Annotated in this window: 16 protein-coding genes; 3 read left to right on the forward strand and 13 right to left on the reverse strand. The window is 67.4% G+C overall.

Annotated features, from left to right (window positions below):
• Positions 1-10 precede the first annotated feature (10 nt).
• The 10 genes from G3545_RS11465 to G3545_RS11510 all read right to left on the reverse strand — a co-directional run bounded on the left by G3545_RS11465 (position 11) and on the right by G3545_RS11510 (position 9,225).
• A complete protein-coding gene (locus tag G3545_RS11465; protein ID WP_170012660.1) occupies positions 11-496 on the reverse strand; it encodes a hypothetical protein in 486 nt (161 codons plus the stop codon).
• Between the two features lie 12 nt (positions 497-508).
• On the reverse strand, positions 509-1,315 hold the full coding sequence (locus tag G3545_RS11470; RefSeq protein WP_206151418.1) for an SDR family oxidoreductase: 807 nt from the start codon (positions 1,313-1,315) through the stop codon (positions 509-511).
• Positions 1,312-2,382 (reverse strand): SDR family oxidoreductase, encoded by a 1,071-nt coding sequence (locus tag G3545_RS11475; protein WP_170012662.1) that lies wholly within the window; start codon positions 2,380-2,382, stop codon positions 1,312-1,314. The genes G3545_RS11470 and G3545_RS11475 overlap by 4 nt, the downstream gene beginning before the upstream one ends.
• A 90-nt stretch (positions 2,383-2,472) precedes the next feature.
• Positions 2,473-3,453 carry an ABC transporter permease gene (locus G3545_RS11480; RefSeq protein WP_170012664.1) on the reverse strand — a complete coding sequence of 327 codons (981 nt, stop codon included), beginning with the start codon at positions 3,451-3,453 and terminating at the stop codon, positions 2,473-2,475.
• Positions 3,450-4,439: an ABC transporter permease gene (locus tag G3545_RS11485; RefSeq protein WP_170012666.1), complete on the reverse strand. Its 990-nt coding sequence runs from the start codon at positions 4,437-4,439 to the stop codon at positions 3,450-3,452. Before G3545_RS11485 ends, G3545_RS11480 begins: the two co-directional genes overlap by 4 nt.
• The gene (locus tag G3545_RS11490) at positions 4,436-5,995 is read right to left on the reverse strand and encodes a sugar ABC transporter ATP-binding protein (protein ID WP_170012668.1); all 1,560 of its coding nucleotides are present in this window, start codon (positions 5,993-5,995) and stop codon (positions 4,436-4,438) included. The genes G3545_RS11485 and G3545_RS11490 overlap by 4 nt, the downstream gene beginning before the upstream one ends.
• Before the next feature lie 72 nt (positions 5,996-6,067).
• A complete protein-coding gene (locus G3545_RS11495) occupies positions 6,068-7,186 on the reverse strand; it encodes a sugar ABC transporter substrate-binding protein (protein WP_170012670.1) in 1,119 nt (372 codons plus the stop codon).
• Between the two features lie 204 nt (positions 7,187-7,390).
• Entirely contained in the window at positions 7,391-7,699 is a 309-nt protein-coding gene (locus G3545_RS11500) for a hypothetical protein (protein WP_246702784.1), read from the reverse strand.
• A gap of 145 nt (positions 7,700-7,844) precedes the next feature.
• The gene (locus G3545_RS11505) at positions 7,845-8,567 is read right to left on the reverse strand and encodes a glutathione binding-like protein (protein ID WP_170012672.1); all 723 of its coding nucleotides are present in this window, start codon (positions 8,565-8,567) and stop codon (positions 7,845-7,847) included.
• Between the two features lie 46 nt (positions 8,568-8,613).
• Complete coding sequence (locus G3545_RS11510; protein WP_170012674.1) at positions 8,614-9,225, reverse strand: TetR/AcrR family transcriptional regulator; 612 nt, start codon at positions 9,223-9,225, stop codon at positions 8,614-8,616.
• A gap of 163 nt (positions 9,226-9,388) precedes the next feature.
• On the opposite strand from G3545_RS11510, the gene G3545_RS11515 reads away from it, so the two are divergent.
• The gene (locus G3545_RS11515; RefSeq protein ID WP_170012676.1) at positions 9,389-10,396 is read left to right on the forward strand and encodes an LLM class flavin-dependent oxidoreductase; all 1,008 of its coding nucleotides are present in this window, start codon (positions 9,389-9,391) and stop codon (positions 10,394-10,396) included.
• A 12-nt stretch (positions 10,397-10,408) separates the two neighbouring features.
• Here the strand turns inward: G3545_RS11515 and G3545_RS11520 are convergent, their stop codons facing one another.
• Together G3545_RS11520 and G3545_RS11525 are read right to left on the reverse strand one after the other, a co-directional pair.
• Positions 10,409-11,842, reverse strand: coding sequence for a phospholipase D-like domain-containing protein (locus G3545_RS11520; protein WP_170012678.1), 1,434 nt, complete (start codon positions 11,840-11,842; stop codon positions 10,409-10,411).
• 26 nt (positions 11,843-11,868) lie between these two features.
• On the reverse strand, positions 11,869-13,311 hold the full coding sequence (locus G3545_RS11525) for a TIGR00366 family protein (protein ID WP_170012680.1): 1,443 nt from the start codon (positions 13,309-13,311) through the stop codon (positions 11,869-11,871).
• A 130-nt stretch (positions 13,312-13,441) separates the two neighbouring features.
• Here G3545_RS11525 and G3545_RS11530 point away from each other — a divergent pair, with 130 nt between their 5' ends.
• A complete protein-coding gene (locus G3545_RS11530; RefSeq protein ID WP_246702785.1) occupies positions 13,442-14,692 on the forward strand; it encodes a patatin-like phospholipase family protein in 1,251 nt (416 codons plus the stop codon).
• Positions 14,693-14,696: 4 nt separating this feature from the next.
• Here G3545_RS11530 and G3545_RS11535 read toward each other — a convergent pair whose 3' ends face one another.
• Positions 14,697-15,161: an Lrp/AsnC family transcriptional regulator gene (locus G3545_RS11535; protein WP_170018031.1), complete on the reverse strand. Its 465-nt coding sequence runs from the start codon at positions 15,159-15,161 to the stop codon at positions 14,697-14,699.
• A 127-nt stretch (positions 15,162-15,288) separates the two neighbouring features.
• Here G3545_RS11535 and alr point away from each other — a divergent pair, with 127 nt between their 5' ends.
• Positions 15,289-16,407 (forward strand): alanine racemase, encoded by a 1,119-nt coding sequence (gene alr / locus G3545_RS11540; RefSeq protein WP_170012682.1) that lies wholly within the window; start codon positions 15,289-15,291, stop codon positions 16,405-16,407.
• Positions 16,408-16,415 lie beyond the last annotated feature (8 nt).

Genomic DNA, 16,415 nt, shown 5'->3' on the forward strand with positions numbered 1-16,415 from the left:
GGGTTCCAGATCAGAGGCGGATGGGCTCGTTGCGCTCGAAGCTCTGGCGCTCGCGGCGCACATGCTCGGGCACCGGGAGCGGCGGATTGGCACTGTCCAGGAACTCGACGGTGGTGAAGGTGAGCTCGGTGTCGCCGACATTGGCGAGGTCGTGCACCATGAAGTCGCCGGGGCCGAAGGCCATGTGCCGGGTCAGGCCGGGCTCGTAGACGCTCTCGCCGATCCGGCCGTCGCCAAAATGCGAGACGGCGCGCCCGGTGCTGAGCGCGGTCCAGAAATAGTCGAGCACATGACGGTGGAAGCCGATGCGCTCGCCCGGCCGCAGCCGCAGCGACCAGACGCGCACGCGCTCGGTCTCAGAGACCAGCACGTGGCCGACGCAGCCATTGAGCTGGTTGGTCTCGAACTCGGCGCGCAACACCGGGTCCCACCCTTCCGGCGCGGCGATCCGCCGGTCGGCGGATGGCACTCTCGCTTTCCGTATCCGCGTGTTCATCATGATCTCCTCTCACACCACCGGGATCACGCCGCCGTCGATGCCGAACTCCTCGCCGCTGATGAAGGAGGCGTGGTCGGAGACGAGGAAGGCGACGAGCGCGGCAACCTCCTCCGGCCGGCCGAGCCGGCCCGCCGGCAGTCGCGACTGTTTCAGGAAGATCTCCACCGCCTCCTCGCGCCCGGAGCCGTAGCTGGCGGCGAGCGAGTCGAGGAAGCCGCCCGGCCGGTCCCAAAGCGCGGTGCGGATATGGGCGGGCGAGACCACGTTGGAGCGCACGCCCCTGGGCGTGAATTCGCGGGCGAGGCATTTGGAGAGCATCAGCACCGCGGCCTTGGAGACGCTGTAGTCCGGCAGCAGCGGATGCGGCATGCGGCCGGCCTCCGAGCCGCAATGGATCAACACGCCCTTGCCGCGCGCGACCATGTGGCCGACCACGGCGCGGCTGGTGCGCACATAGCCCATCAGATTGAGCTCGATGGTGCGCGCCCAGTCTTCGTCGCTCGCCGCGGTGAAGCTCTCGCGCGCACCGGCGACACCGGCATTGTTGAACAGGATGTCGATGCTGCCGAAGCGCGCCAGCGCCACCTCGGCCAGCCGGTCGCCGGCGGCGGGATCGCGCAGGTCGATCCGCATCGGCTCGATCCGGTCGTCGGGTGCAAGGCCGGCGAATGCCTCCGGATCGAGATCGGCGCCGACCACCCGCACGCCTTCGGCGATGAGCAGCCGCGCGGTCTCGTAGCCGATGCCGGCGCCGGCACCGGTGACGATCGCCACCCGGCCGGCAAGGCCGAGATCCATCTTCGCCGCCGCGCTCACGGGATCACCCGTTCCTGGCGGAGCTGGTCGAACAGGTCGGTGAAGGAGCGTTCGGTGTCCTGCCAGCCGAGGAAGCCGAGCCGCCGGCTCTTGTTCATGTCGTTGACGCACTCGATCGGCCGGCCGAGATCGGCATCGGTGTGCCAGGCCGAGGCCAGCCGCTCGAGCCGGTTCGGCTGCAGCCCATGCGCTGCGACCAGGCGATCCCACACCGCGTCGTCGCCCTTCATCTGCCGCTCGAGCGGCACCGCTTCGCCGGGATAAGGCGCCACTTCGAGCCCGAAATAATCGGCGATCACGCCCCACATGCGCTTCCAGCGGAAGATGTCGCCATTGGCGACATTGAACGCCTCGTTGCGCGCGGCCGGCGTGGTCGAGGCCCAGGCGACATGCCTTGCCAACAGCCGCGCATCGGTCACGTCGGCGATGGCGCCATGCTGGGTCGGCGAGCCGGGGAACAGGAAGGGACGGCCGGTGGCCTTGCAGAGGCTGGCATATGCGGCGAGCGTGACGCCGATATTCATCGCATTGCCCACGGCATAGCCGACAATGGTGTGCGGGCGGTGGACGCTCCAGCCGAAGCCGTGTCGGGCCGCGGCCTCGAACACGATGTCCTCCTGCACATAGTAGAAATTCTCGATCGGCAGCCGCGGCTGGTCCTCGCGGAACGGCGTCTCCGGCGTGTTGCGGGCGTACATCTCGAACGGGCCGAGATAGTTCTTGGTGCCGGTGACCAGCGCGACGTGGCGCACATTCGATCCGCCTGCGGTGACGGCATCGAGCACGTTGCGCACCATGGCGCCATTGACCCGGCAGTTCTCGGTCTCGGTCTGCATCCGCGTCCAGGTGCACAGGAACACGTGCGTCGGCTTGAGGTCGGCGAGCGCGGCACGCGTGGCGGCGGCGTCGAGCACGTCGACAGCGACCGGCTTCACCTGCGACAGGCCCTGCGGCGGATTGCGGGAGATGCCGTGGATCTCCCAATCGCCCTCGGCGACAAGGTGGCGGGCGAGATTGTTGCCGACGATGCCGGTGACGCCGACGATGAGCGCGCGTTTCTCGTACATAGTGTTGTTCCTTTCAGCGGCAGCACGGTGCCGTTCGGCCCAGCGATGGGCCGTCAATGATTCCGGTTCGGTTGGGTGTGGGATGGTCGGTCAGCTGCGCTCGGCGGTCGCCCTCCGGCTGTAGTATCCGACCATGGCGATGATCACCGCGCCGTAGGCGATCTGCTTGAACGCCTCGGCGATCTGCATGACCGAGAGCATGCTGGTGATGAGGGTGATGAGCAGCACGCCCGCGACCGTGCCCGCATAGGAGCCGCGCCCGCCGAGGATACTGGTGCCGCCCAGCACCACGGCGGCGATCCCCGGCAACAGGTAGGGATCGCCCATGTTCTGGTAGGCCTGGTTGGCGTATCCGGCGAGCAGCATGCCGGCGGTGGCGCTCGACAGGCCCGACAGCACGAAGGCGCCGGCAATGGTCTTGCGGGTGTCGATGCCGGAGAGATACGCCGCGCCCTCGCGGGTGCCGACGGCGTAGAGATAGCGCCCCATCAGCGTGCGGCGGAGCATGAGGACCACGGCGACCGACAGCACCAGCCAGACCAGCACGGCGTTCGGTACCACTCCGAAGCTGCGGCCACCGCCGAGCAGCGCCATCAGCACTGAGGGCCGGCTGCCGGAGGCGTAGAGCCCGGCATGGAACACGCAGACGCCGAGCACGATCGTGTTCACCGCCAGCGTCCAGATCATCGAGGGGATGCGCAGATAGGCGACGCCGATGCCGTTGACGAGGCCGATGACGCCGCCAATGGCGAGGCCGACCACCACACCCAGTTCGCCCCACGGCGCGCCATGGGCCAAAGCGACGAAAGCGGTGGAGAAGGTCGCCGAGGCGGACAGCGTCCACGGCACCGACAGGTCGATGTGGCCGGTCAGGATCACCATCATGGCGCCGATGGCGACGATGCCGAGGAAGGCGCCGTTCTGCAGCTGCTGCAGCAGATAGGTCGGCGAGAAGAACTGGTTGTAGAAGGCGCCGCCGACCAGCAGCAGGGTGGCGAGCACCAGCACGATGGCGCGGGTCGGGCCATCCGGCAGAGCGGGGCGCGCGAGCTGGAATGTGAGCGCTTTCACCGGAACATCTCCAGGCGGTTGCGGACCTTCAGGAGCCGCAGCGCACCCAGCGCGACGGCGGCGAGCAGCACGGCGCCCTCGAACAGCGGCTGCGCCATGGGATTGATGCCGGCGAAGAACATCAGGCTGCCGATGGTGCGCAGGATCAGTGCGCCGGCGATGGTGCCGGCGACACTGCCGGCGCCGCCCACCAGCGAGGTGCCGCCGAGCACCACCGCGGCCACCGAGTTCAGCGTGTAGGAGCCGCCGATCGCCGGATCGCCGCTCAGGGTCTGGAAGCCGAGGAACAGCCCACCGAAGGCGGCGAACACCCCGGCCAGCGCATAGGCGGCGATCTTGGCGCGATCGATCGGCAGGCCCGACATATAGGCCGCGGTTTCCGCCGAGCCGGCAGCGAAGATGGAGCGGCCGAGCAGCGAGGCGCGCACCGGCCCCCAGACCAGTACGACGAGCCCGGCCAGCAGCACCAGCGAGATCGGGATCATGCCGATGGAGCCGGTGGTGAGATCGCTGAGGGTCTCGTCGATGGCGCCGCCGGGTGTCGGCCGGATCAGCAGCGCGAGGCCGGAGAAGACGGCGCCGGTCGCCAGCGTGGCGACGATCGGCTGGATGCGGGCCTTGACGATAATGAGGCCGTTCACCGCGCCGCAGGCCGCGCCGAGCAGCACCACGGCGACGACGCCGAACGCGACCTCGGCGGGGCTGCCGTTCACCAGAGCGGAGGCCGCGCAATTGGTCAGCGCCATGATGCCGCCGATCGACAGGTCGATGCCGCGGGTCAGCACGACGATGGTCTGGCCGACCGCGACGAAGGCCAGCGCGACGCCCTGGTTGGCCCAGGCGGAGATGACGCCCGGGCTGGCGCCGCGCGGATGGATCGACAGGAAGACGAACAGCAGCGCGAGCAGCAGCGCCCATGCCGCCAGCGCCCGGCCATTGTGGCGCGCGGCGATCATGAAGGGCGAGTGCTGGAGGAGAGCGATCATGCCACCGCCTCCAGGAACGAGGCGTGCGGCTGCGCCGGCTGCGGGCGCAGATTCAGCGCCGAGGCGACGAGGTTCTCCTCGGTCAGCGTGGGCCCGTCGAGGCGGGCGACGATCCGCCCGCCATACATCACCAGTACCTGGTCGCAGAGGCCGATGAGTTCGTCATAGTCGGTCGAGTACAGCAGGATGGCGACGCCGGACGCGGCGAGGTCGCGGAACAGCCGATAGATCTCCTGCTTGGTGCCGACATCGATGCCGCGGGTCGGGTCCATGAGCAACAGGAGGCGCGGCTCGGTCGCCAGCCATTTGGCGAGCACCACCTTCTGCTGGTTGCCGCCGGAGAGCGTGCCGACCGCGGCGTCGACATCGGGCGCCTTGATCTGGAGCGTCTTCACCAGGCGCTCGATCAGCGCCTGCTCCGCCACCGGGTCGATGACGCCGCCGCGGCTGAGCCGGTCGAGCGCGGCAATGCCGAGATTCGCCCGCACCGACAGGCCGAGGAACAGGCCTTCGGTCTTGCGGTCCTCCGGGATCAGCGCGGTGCGGTAACTCGGCTGCTTGGCGAAGCGCGGGCCGGCAGGCAGGCCGCCCTTGGCACCGAAGCGCACCATGCCCTCACTGCCGCGCAGCACTCCGGCGAGCGCCAGCAGCAATTCGCGCTGGCCCTGGCCATCGAGCCCGCCAAGGCCGACGATCTCACCGGGCCGGATGCCGAGCGTCACCGCATCGAGCGTCGGCGCCCAGCCGAGATCGGCGACCGCGAGATAGGCGTCGCCGGTCATGCTGCGCGCCGGCTTCGGCGGATAGACCTGAGCGATCGGCCGCCCGATCATCAGCCGCACGATCTCGTCGTGCGATTTCGCGCCGGCCGGAAAGGTGGCGACATGCTCGCCATTGCGGAACACCGAGCAGGTGTCGGCGAGCGCATCCACCTCGTGCATGCGGTGGGAGATGAAGAGCACGCAACAACCGTCCTCGCGCAGCCGGCGCAGCAGCGCCATGACCTTGCCGGCATCTTCGGCGGTCAGGGCCGAGGTCGCCTCGTCGAGGATCAGCACGCGCGGCCGGCGCACCACCGCCTTGGCGATTTCCACCAGCTGGCGCTTGGAGAGCGGCAGCTCGGCGCAGCGGCCACGCACGTCGATGGCGTCGGCGCAGCCGATCTCGGCAAGCACGGCGCGGGCGGCGCGCAGTTGCGCGCGCTTGTCGATCAGGCCGAAGCGGCGCCGCGGCGGGCTGGCGAGGCAGATATTCTCCGCCACCGTGAGGTCGGGGATGATCGATAATTCCTGGAAGATGCAGACCACGCCCGCGTCGAGGGCGTCAGCCGGGCCGGCGAGATCGAGCGCGCGGCCATCGAGCCGCATCGTGCCGGTGTCGGCACGCACCACGCCGGCGAGGATCTTCATCAGCGTGCTCTTGCCGGCGCCGTTCTCGCCGAGGATGGCGTGGATCGAGCCGCGCCGGGCGCCGAAGCACACATCCTTCAGGGCGGTGACGCCGCCATAGCGCTTGGTGACGTCGATCAGTTCGAGAAAATTCGTTCCGTCGTCCATTGCCGATCTTCCCTGTGCAATCCGATCCGGAAAGGAACGGCGGCCCGCGGGCCGCCGCCAGGCTCAGGAGGATCAGTTGTTGTCGGGGGTCTGGCGGATCAGTTCTTCGGGCGCGAACACCATGTCCTTGCCGCACACCGCATAGCCGGAGACGGTCTCGTAAGTGTCCGGCATGTTGGGGAAGTAGTTCACGCCGGGCTTCATGTCGGCGGTGCGCACGTTCGGGGTCGGCAGGTTCACCAGGCCGGGCAGAGACTCGCCTTTCAGCAGCGCGATGGCGGCGCGCACCGCGACCGGCCCCTGCCCCGGCGAGGTCGAGACCGAAATGCCGGGAATGCCGTTCTCGGCGAGCGCGCGGACGAAGCCGTTCTCGGCATCGCCGCCGACCGGGATCTTCGGATGCCCGGCGGCCGCCAGCGCATTGGTCACGCCGCGGCAGCCATGCTGGCAGACCACGGCGTCGAAATGGCCGTGGACGGCGAGCGCGTCGGAGACCACCTTCTGCACCGTGCCGGTGTCCCAATTGCCGACGACTTCCACCACCTTGATGTCGGGATACTTCTCGATCACCTGGCGGAAGCCGAGATGGCGGTCACGGTCGGTCGAATTGCCGGCAATGCCGCGCACTTCCAGCACCACGCCCTTCTTCACCGGCATCTGGTCGATCACCGCCTGGGTCTTGATGGCGCCTTCGAACTCGATCCAGTCCGGTGTGATGCGCAGCACGTCGGGGCTGTCGACCGGATTGTCGAACGAGACCAGCACGGTGCCGGCCTTGCGGGCCCGCTTGATGACGGCGTCGAAGGCCTTCGGATTGACGGCTATGAAGGCGACGGCGTCGAAGCCGGCCTGGATGAAATTATCGATGGCGGCGATCTGGGCGGCGACATCGGGTCCGGTGCTGACGATCTTCAGCTCGGCAATGTCCCTGGCATTCTCGGGCCGCGACGCCCACGCCTTGACCGACTGGATCATCTGCATGCGCCAGGGAATTCCGGTGTGGCCATTGGCAACGGCGATCCGATACGGGCCGTTGCGCGGCTCGAACTTCATGACGGCCGAGGAGCCGACCGCCGGCTTGTAGCAATCCGGCATGAAGGTTCCGGCAAGCGCCGGCGTAGAAGCGGCGACGAGCGCGGCGAGGCTGAGGGCCGCCAGCGGGCGGCGCAGCAGGCGTGTCCTGTGAAGCATGATCGTTTCCCCTGGCTTCAAAGCCGCTCTTTGCACCGGCGAACCCATGTCGCAGGTGTTGGCGTGAGCGATGGCCAGGCGGATCGAAGCAAGCTCGCTCGCCGTCTCTGGCTGGCGAGGATGATGATCAAGGCGGGATTGCGCGACTATCCGGCTGTCGAGCAAACCACTTGTGAGCTTTTTTCACAGGGAAGAGCGCGCCTCCTACGACCCCGCCGGCACGTACAGGCAGATCGTGCCGGCATCCGGGAAGCCATAGAACGAGCAGCGGTGCATCCCGCTGTCGCCGGACGGCTTGATGCGCCGATCGGTATAGGGAATCGTCTCGCCGGAGGCAGGGACGCGATAGCCGCGCGGTGTTTCCACCACCTCGCCCGGAGCAACCGGATGACAGTCCTGGGTGTCGCAGCAGGATGCGCTGTAAGACCAGCCGCTCGGCGCGTCGTGAGCGACCGCCGGGGTGCAGATGAGGGCGACCAGCAAGGCGCCCAGTGAAACGCGCAGCGGCATCATCGCCTAGCCAAGTTAGGCTAGTAAGCAAAGCCGGCAAGAGAGCGCGCAAGCAAGCCAGTTCAAAATGCCGAGACGCGACGCAACGACAACCTGTCGATGATCGTGGAAGGCGGCGGCATCATTGCCCGCCGCCTTCCAGGAACCCCTAATCCGGCACCGGCAGCGCACGCTGATTATAGAGGATCTTGCGGATGCGGGCCTGCTCCTCCGCCGAAAGCGTTGATGTGTCGGTGGAAAGTTCGGCGCCGACCGCGAGGCCGCGCTGCACGCCCGGGCGCGCGCCGACCTCCTCGAACCACCGCTTGAAGTGCTTGAACTCGTTTATGTCCTGGCCCTGCCCCTGCCAGTTCACGGTCCAGGGATAGCTGACGATGTCGGCAATGGTGAATTCGTCACCGGCAATATAGCGCCGGTCGCGCAGCCGCATATTGAGCACGCCGTAAAGCCGGTTGGCCTCGTCGGTGAAGCGGCGCACCGCATAGGACTGGTCGCCCTCGCGATCGGCGAGCCGGCGGAAATGGCCGACCTCGCCGAGCTTCGGACCCTGGTTCGCCATCTGCCAGATCACCCATTGGGTGACCTCGTATTTGGCGCGCAGCTCCTGCGGCCAGAACTTGCCGGTCTTCTCGGCGAGATAGAACAGGATTGCGCCGGATTCGAACACGCTGAGCGGCGCACCGCCGTCGCTTGGCGCGTGGTCGACGATGGCCGGCATGCGATGATTGGGATTGAGCTTCAGATATTCCGGCGTGAACTGGTCGCCGCGCCCGATATTCACCGGCACCAGCCGATACGGCGTCCCGGCCTCCTCCAGGAAGATCGAGACCTTCTTGCCGTTCGGCGTCGGCCAAAAATGCAGATCAATCATGTGCGATCCGTTCGTTCGTTGAGGGCGTATTCGCGCCCGGTTTGCGTCAGCGGCCTTGCCGCTCGTCGTCTGCGGCGCCGGCGAGATAGCCGCGGGCAAGGAGCGTCTCCAGCGCCTGGCGCGTGGTGCCGCATGCCTCGGCCCGGTCCAGCACCCAGGCGATGGCGAGCGCACCGAGGAACAGTTCGCTTGATGTCACCGAGGCGCGGGCATGGCCGTCCTGCTGCGCCCGCGCCAGGAACTCGCTCGTCAGCGACGAAAGCGAGTCGCAGGACAGGCAGAGCGGGGACCCCTGCTCTTTCACCGCGGCCAGCACCGGTGCCGGCAAGCCATTGAAGGTTCGTAGATAATCCTGCAGTGCAGCGAGCCAGGCACCGAGCGCGGCGTCCGGATCGGCCATCGCACGGGCCTCGCTCGCGCGGGCCAGCAACTCCTCCTGCTCGCCTTTCAGGGCGGCGGCGAGCAGGGCCTCGCGCGAGGGGAAATGGCGGTAGAGCGTACCGGCACCGACCCCCGCTTCGCGGGCGATCTCCTCCAGCGAGGCATTGATGCCGTGCGCGGAGAAGTGCCGCATCGCGGTGTGCAGGATGCGCTCACGATTGCGCCGCGCATCGGCGCGCAGCTGGGACCGCTCGCTGCTCACGACATCGCTGGTCATGCGTTTTCCGTCGTCATGCGTTCTTGCTGCCGGGACCGGTTGACTAAATATGGAGGCAGTCTCCATATAGCGTCAAGAGAAATGGAGGATGTCTCCGTTTCCTGAAGGCAAGGACGCCGCTGCGGTCCGTGCCGGTCCGATTTCGGTTCGCTTGGAGCAAGCCATGACGGCACTGTCGATTCTCGAACTCGTCCGCGTCACCGAAGAGACCGATGCGCGCGGCGCGCTCGACAATGCCCGCGACCTCGCGGCCCACGCCGAGGATTGGGGCTATCGCCGCATCTGGGTGGCCGAGCATCACAATATGCCGGGCATCGCCAGCGCCGCCACCTCGGTGGTGCTCGCCCATATCGCTGCGGGCTCGAAGACCATCCGGGTCGGCGCCGGCGGCATCATGCTGCCCAACCACTCGCCCTACGTCATCGCCGAGCAGTTCGGCACGCTGGAACGGCTGTTCCCCGGCCGCATCGATCTCGGGCTCGGCCGCGCGCCGGGCACCGACCAGATTACGCTGCGCGCGCTGCGCCGGACCAATGAGTCCGCCGACAATTTCCCGCAGGACGTGCTGGAACTGCAGGCCTTCCTGGCACCGGCCGGCCCCAACCAGCGCATCCAGGCGGTGCCGGCGGCGGGCACGCAGGTGCCACTCTGGATTCTCGGCTCCAGCAATTTCGGCGCGATGCTCGCCGCCGAACTCGGCCTGCCCTATGCCTTCGCCTCGCACTTCGCGCCCGAATTGCTGCTGCCGGCGCTCGACATCTATCGCAGCCGCTTCAAGCCTTCGGAACAGCTCGCCCGCCCCTATGCAATGGTCGGCGTCAATGTCCTCGCCGCCCCGACCGATGCCGAGGCGCGCCGGCTGGCGACGACCCAGCAAATGTCCTTCGCCGACATCTTCCGCGGCGCGCGCGGCCTGAGCCGCCCGCCGATCGACGACATCGAAAACTACTGGTCGCCGATGGAGAAGGCGCAGGCAATGCGCATGCTCGCTCGCTCCATCGTCGGCTCGCCGGAGACAGTGCGCGCCGGCCTCGATGCGCTGGTGGCGGAGACCGGCGCCGACGAACTCATCGTGGTGTCGGACGTCTATGACCATGCCAAGCGGCTGCGCTCCTTCGAGCTCATCGCCGAGGTCGCCGGCATCCGTGCCGGCCAGACAGAAGCTGCCTAAGTCGGCGGCGACTTACAAATACGGCGAAGCGAGCCAGACGGCGCGATTGCGCAGCTTCAGGGCGAACGGTCGGGCGCGCAGCGTCTCCAGGGTCTCGGCCCGCGCGGTCGCAATCCTGGCTTCGATGCGCCGCGCCACTTCGCCGGAGAGCATGGGATCATAGACTTCGAGGTCGAGCTCGAAATTGAGCCGCAGGCTGCGCGGGTCGAGGTTGGAGGAGCCGACATAGGCCCACTCACCATCGACGGCCAATAATTTGGAATGGTCGAACGCGCCGGAAGCCCGCCAGACGCGGCAATTGCCGTTCAGCACCTGGTCGAGCTGCGCCGTCATCGCATAATCGACCAGCCGCAGATTGTTGTTCGAGGGGATGACGATATCGACATCCACTCCCCTGCGTCCGGCGACGCCGAGCGCGCCAATCAGTTGCAGGTCGGGCAGGAAATAGGGCGAGCTGATCCGCACGCTGCGTTGCGCGACAGCCAGCACGCCCATGATCATGCTGTGCGTGCAGGCGAGATTGCGGTCCGGGCCGGACGGCACGACGCGCACCGCCGCGTCGCCCCGCGGCGGGCCTTCGCGCACCTCCCAGGCCGCGCCGCCCAGTTGCTCGTCCGTAGTGAACGCCCAGTCGTGCGCGAACACCGTCAGGAGCTGGCCGACCGCCGGCCCCTCGACGCGGAAATGCGTGTCGTGCGCGAGATCCGTGCCGCCGAAAGCGGTGGTGAATTGCGCCCGGATGTTCATGCCGCCGGTAAAGGCCAGGGCGCCGTCGACCACCAGCATCTTCCGGTGGCTGCGCAGATTGGCGTAGGGCAGCCGCGGGCCGACGAGTTCACCCATGAACAGCGCGGTGGTCACGCCGCCCTCGCGCAGCCGGCCGACGATGGGAGGCCGGGAATAGCGCGCGCCGACCGCATCGATCAGCACCCGCACCGCGACGCCGCGCGCCTGAGCCGCGACCAGGGCGTCGGCGAACTCGCTGCCGACCGGGTCATTGTCGAAGATGTAGCTCGACAGCGCGACATGCCGCTCGGCCGCCCGGATCGCGGCGAGCATCTGCGGATAGGCCCCGTCGCCGCCGTCGAGCAGGCGCACCGCATTGCCAGCGGTCAGCGGGAAGGCCGCCACCTGGTCGCCCAGCTTCTGCATCGAAGCGAAGCCCGCCGGCACCGAGATCGCCACGGGCGGCTCGCCGAACGGCCCCTGCCCGCGCTCCACCTCGGCGCGGCGCTGGCCGGCGGCGGATTGCCGGATGCGATTGATGCCGGCCACCAGATAGAGGAAGGCGCCGAGGAAGGGCGAGAGCATGATGACGCCGACCCAGCCGATGGCGGCGCGCACATCATCCTTGGTCATCGCCGCATGAACGGCGGCGATGGTCCCGATGACACCGCTGGCGACGATGACGATGTGGGGCCAATATTCCGACAAGAAGCGGATCATGTTGCGGTTCCCGAAGACCGTACCTGTCAGGGCTGCATGGGAGGCGCGTAGCTGAAGGTGGCCATCAGCAAGGCGGCGACGAACAGCACGATGGGGAAATGGACCATGAACTGGATCGAGGTATAGCCGATCAGGTCCTTCGCCTTCAGGCCCAATATGCCGAGCAGCGGCAGCATCCAGAACGGGTTGATGAAGTTCGGCAAGGTCTCGGCGATGTTGTAGACCATCACGGTCCAGCCGAGATGCGCGCCCACTTCATTGGCCGCCGTCATCACATAGGGCGCCTCGACGATCCATTTGCCGCCGGCAGAGGGGATGAAGAGGCCGAGGATGGCGGAATAGATGCCGACCAGGAACGAGAACGAGGTTGGGTTGGCGGATGCCCCGACGAACCAGCCGGCGATGGTGTGCGACAGCGACACACCCTGCCCGTCCGGGGCATGGGTGAGTATCTGCGAAATGCCGGCATAGAACGGGAATTGCAGCATCACCCCGGCGACGCACGGCATCGCTTTGGAGAACGCCGTGAGCAGGCTGCGCGGCCGCCAGTGCAGCAGGATGCCGAGGAACAGGAAGACGAAATTATAGATGTTCAGCCCGGACAGCGTGATCAGCGGATTGCCGGACTGGAACGCGTACCACAGCCAGCCGGACGCCAGCAGCACGACCAGGATGGTCAGGATCGGGCTGAATTCCAGGAAGTCTCCCGGCCGGCGCGGCGGTTCGCTCACGGGGCTGTGGTCGTCGAGCGAGACGCCAAGCTCCGCGGCGGTCTTCTCGTTGCCGGGCGGCGGCGCGGTGAAGCGGCAGATGGTGGCGGAGATCAGCATCACCAGCGCGATGACCACGCCATTCTGCCAGGTGAGGATGGTCTGCGAGAATCCGATGACGCCGGTGATCGGCATGAGGGACTGCGGGATGCTCGCCGCGTTGGCCTGGAGCTGGGCCGCGGAAGACGTGATGCCGAGGGTGAAGCCGCAGCCGAGGCCGAGATAGCCGGCCGCGCCCGCGGCGCGGTAGTCGAGCCGCAGATCGGTACGGCGTGCGATGGCGCGCACCAGCAGGCCGGAGAAGATCAGGCTGAGGCCCCAGTTCAGCAGCGAGACTACAATGCTGAGCATGCCGACGAACACGATGGCGCCTCGCGCCGTCTTCGGCACGGAGGCCAGCCGGTGCAGCAGGGCGGCCACCGGCGGCGAGACCGCGACCACGTAGCCGCCAATGGCGACGAACGCCATCTGCATGGTGAAGGGAATGAGGTTCCAGAAGCCGTCGCCGAAGGCACGGCTGACGGTGAGCGGCGATGCCCCGTGCAGCATCGCGCCCGCCGCCACCGCGACCACCGCGATGAGGACGAACACATAGGCATCCGGGAACCAGCGTTCGCCGAAGCCGACGAAGCCATGCGCATATCCGCGCAGCGTGTTGCCGGCCGCAGCGCGCTCCGGAATGCGCTTCTGTTCGTTCATGTGCGGAACCGACTCATCTGGAATTGACCCGAGCTTACGTGTAGCAACACCAATATAAAACACGCTATGGTCGCAGTAATATTCGCCTTCTCTTGCCGGACAACAGCCATGATGCTCGGGAGGAACAGCCGTGCCGCGAGACGCTGACACCGGCCCGTCGGAAACCCAACTTGCTGATTCCGTTGCCGGATTTGCCTGGGATGGCAACACGCTCGAACCGGGCATCGCCCTGGCGATGTCGGGCGGCGGCTTCCGCGCCATGCTGTTTCATGCCGGCGCGCTGATGCGGCTCAACGAGCTTGGCCTGCTGTCGAAACTGAAACGGATCTCCAGCGTGTCCGGCGGCTCCATCGCTTCCGGATATCTGGCCACGGTCTGGCCCCGGCTCGGCAGTCCTGGTCCCGATGGCGTATTCGCGGACTTCAAGAGCATTTATGTCGAGCCGGTCCTGGGCTTTTCGCGGCGCAATCTCGACGTGAAGACCGCGCTCACCGGCCTGCTGCCCGGATTCTCGGCGGCCGCCCAATTGGCGAAGAGCTACGAGAACTACTTGTTCGATACACGGACGCTGCAGGACATTCCGGACAATCCGCGCTTCGTGTTCTGTGCGACCAATCTGCAGAGCGGCGTGCTGTTCCGCTTCTCCAAACCCTATGCCGGCGACTATGTGATCGGCCGGCTCGACCAGCCGAAGATCCGGCTCTCGCAGGCGGTCGCGGCCTCGTCGGCGTTTCCACCCGTGCTCTCGCCAATGGAACTGACGCTGCCGGCGGGCAGCTTCACCGACTGGCCGACGCAATCCGGCACGCAATCGGTGCCGCCAGCTGAACTTGCCAAGATGCGCGAGCGGGTCGTGCTGACCGACGGCGGCGTCTACGACAATCACGGGCTGGAACCGGTGGTCAAACGCTACATGACGGTGCTGGTCAGCGATGGCGGCGCGCCGTTCGGGCGAGGCTCCGAGATCGGGTTCGACTGGGTACGCCAGCTCAAGCGCATACTGGACGTGACCGACAACCAGGTTCGTGCGCTGCGGCGGCGCAATCTTATCGATCGGTTCTCCGCCGGCAAGGCGGCCTTTGACGGCGGCACGCTCAGCGCCACCCAGACCGACCCGGTCAAACGGCTTGGTGCCTATTGGGGCATCGACACCGATGTCGCCAGGTTCACGCTTCCGGATGCCTTGCCCTGCAATGGCCCGCTCACCGACCGCCTCGCCCGCACCTCGACGCGGCTCGCCGATCTCGGCGACACGGTCTCGAAGCAGCTTGTCAATTGGGGCTATGCGATCTGCGACCGCAGCGTGCGAACCCACTATCGCGGCGCGGCTCCACTCGCCGGCACCCCGCCGGCATGGCCCTATCCAGGCTCCCCGTTGTAAGCGTCTACTTCGCGCTCGAGCGGCGGGTGGCGAGGACGTTGCGGATCGAGAAGCTGGAGTGGATCCGCGACACGCCCGGCAGCGTGGACAGGATCTCGGTGTGGATGCGCTCGAATTCGGCGGCGCTGTCGACTTCCACGCGCAGCAGATAATCCGAGCCGCCGGTCATCAGATAGCATTCCCGGATCTCCGGATGCCGGCGCACCGCGGTCTCGAAGCGGGTGAGGTAGTCCTCGGTCTGCCGGTCGAGGGTGATGTTGATGATCACCGCCATGGCGGCTTCCCGCGACGAGTGGTCGACGAGCGCGGTGTAGCCGCGGATCACGCCGTCATGTTCGAGCACGCGGATCCGCCGCAGGCAGGCGGACGGCGACAGCCCGACCTCCTCCGCGAGCTTGATATTGCTCATCCGCGCATTGAGCCGCAGCAGGCGGATGATGTTGCGGTCGATCGCATCCAGGCCGGCCATGAAACATCCTTCGATTCCTCGGCCGATCCTTGCACATTTTGCTCCCTGATGAAATTTCCGCGCGCTGATCGCCGAGTTCTTGCGCGATCGTTGCGCTAGGCTTGGCACCATCTTCGCGAGGTGGCGCATGTACGGGGAAATTTCCGAACCATTGGCGGCTGACACCGCTTCGGGCGTGCTGACGATCGACCTGTCCGCTTTGGTGCGGAACTATCGCACCCTCCAGCAGCGCCTGGTGCCAACGGTGGCGGCAGCCGTGGTGAAGGCGGATGCCTATGGCCTCGGCGCGGCGCAGGTGGTGCCGGCGCTCCAGGCGGCCGGCTGCCGCGACTTCTTCGTCGCCCATCTCGGCGAGGCCTTGAAGCTGCGGCCGGTGCTCGCCGCCGACGCCCGGCTGTTCGTGCTGAACGGCCTGCTGCCGGGTGCCGAGCGGCAGTGTGCCGACACCGGCATCATTCCCGTGCTCAACTCGCTCGACCAGGTGACGAACTGGGCGTCCGTGGCGCGGGCCCGCGGCGCGGAGCTGCCCGCCGTTCTCCAGTTCGACACCGGCATGTCGCGCTTCGGCCTGTCGGCCAGCGACGTGCAGGAACTTGCGCTCTATCCCTCGCGGCTGCGCGGCGTGCGCGTGCTGTTCCTGATGAGCCATCTGGCATCGGCGGACGAGCCCGGCGATCCGCAGAACGCCGATCAGCTTGCCAGCTTGCACCGCTTCGCCTCGGCGTTCCCGGAAGCGGAGCTGTGCTTCGCCAATTCCGGCGGCATCTTTCTCGATGCCGCCTATCACGGCGCGATGGCCCGTCCGGGGATCGCGCTCTATGGCGGCGCACCGACCGTCGGCGCGCGCAATGCGCTTTCGCCGGTGGTGCGGCTCGACGTCCGCGTCATCCAGACCCGCACGGTCCCGGCCGGCGCGCGCGTCGGCTACGGCGGCGCCTGCGTCACGTCGCGGGAGACGAGGCTCGCGACCATTGCCGCCGGCTATGCCGACGGGCTTCCCCGCCATCTCGGCGACAAGGGCGCCGCCTATTTCGGCGAGGTGCGCCTGCCGATCGTCGGACGGGTGTCGATGGACAGCATCACCCTCGACATCTCTGCACTGCCGCCGGGCGAGTTGAAGCTCGGCGATCTCGTCGAGATGATCGGCCCGCACCAGACGCTCGAAGACATTGCGAGTGCAGCCGGCACGATCTCCTACGAGATTCTCACCAGACTTGGTCACCGCTACCATCGCGCATACCGTTGAGCCGACCC

Source organism: Starkeya sp. ORNL1 (assembly GCF_012971745.1).
In the GTDB taxonomy this organism is placed as follows: domain Bacteria; phylum Pseudomonadota; class Alphaproteobacteria; order Rhizobiales; family Xanthobacteraceae; genus Ancylobacter.

What these genes read in the sequence shown, in the direction of transcription:
- G3545_RS11465 (WP_170012660.1), bottom strand. Translation starts at nt 496, where the DNA reads ATGAACACGCGGATACGGAAAGCGAGAGTGCCATCCGCCGACCGGCGG.
- G3545_RS11475 (WP_170012662.1), bottom strand. Translation starts at nt 2,382, where the DNA reads ATGTACGAGAAACGCGCGCTCATCGTCGGCGTCACCGGCATCGTCGGC.
- G3545_RS11485 (WP_170012666.1), bottom strand. Translation starts at nt 4,439, where the DNA reads ATGATCGCTCTCCTCCAGCACTCGCCCTTCATGATCGCCGCGCGCCAC.
- G3545_RS11490 (WP_170012668.1), bottom strand. Translation starts at nt 5,995, where the DNA reads ATGGACGACGGAACGAATTTTCTCGAACTGATCGACGTCACCAAGCGC.
- G3545_RS11495 (WP_170012670.1), bottom strand. Translation starts at nt 7,186, where the DNA reads ATGCTTCACAGGACACGCCTGCTGCGCCGCCCGCTGGCGGCCCTCAGC.
- G3545_RS11500 (WP_246702784.1), bottom strand. Translation starts at nt 7,699, where the DNA reads ATGATGCCGCTGCGCGTTTCACTGGGCGCCTTGCTGGTCGCCCTCATC.
- G3545_RS11505 (WP_170012672.1), bottom strand. Translation starts at nt 8,567, where the DNA reads ATGATTGATCTGCATTTTTGGCCGACGCCGAACGGCAAGAAGGTCTCG.
- G3545_RS11510 (WP_170012674.1), bottom strand. Translation starts at nt 9,225, where the DNA reads ATGACCAGCGATGTCGTGAGCAGCGAGCGGTCCCAGCTGCGCGCCGAT.
- G3545_RS11515 (WP_170012676.1), top strand. Translation starts at nt 9,389, where the DNA reads ATGACGGCACTGTCGATTCTCGAACTCGTCCGCGTCACCGAAGAGACC.
- G3545_RS11520 (WP_170012678.1), bottom strand. Translation starts at nt 11,842, where the DNA reads ATGATCCGCTTCTTGTCGGAATATTGGCCCCACATCGTCATCGTCGCC.
- G3545_RS11525 (WP_170012680.1), bottom strand. Translation starts at nt 13,311, where the DNA reads ATGAACGAACAGAAGCGCATTCCGGAGCGCGCTGCGGCCGGCAACACG.
- G3545_RS11535 (WP_170018031.1), bottom strand. Translation starts at nt 15,161, where the DNA reads ATGGCCGGCCTGGATGCGATCGACCGCAACATCATCCGCCTGCTGCGG.
- alr (WP_170012682.1), top strand. Translation starts at nt 15,289, where the DNA reads ATGTACGGGGAAATTTCCGAACCATTGGCGGCTGACACCGCTTCGGGC.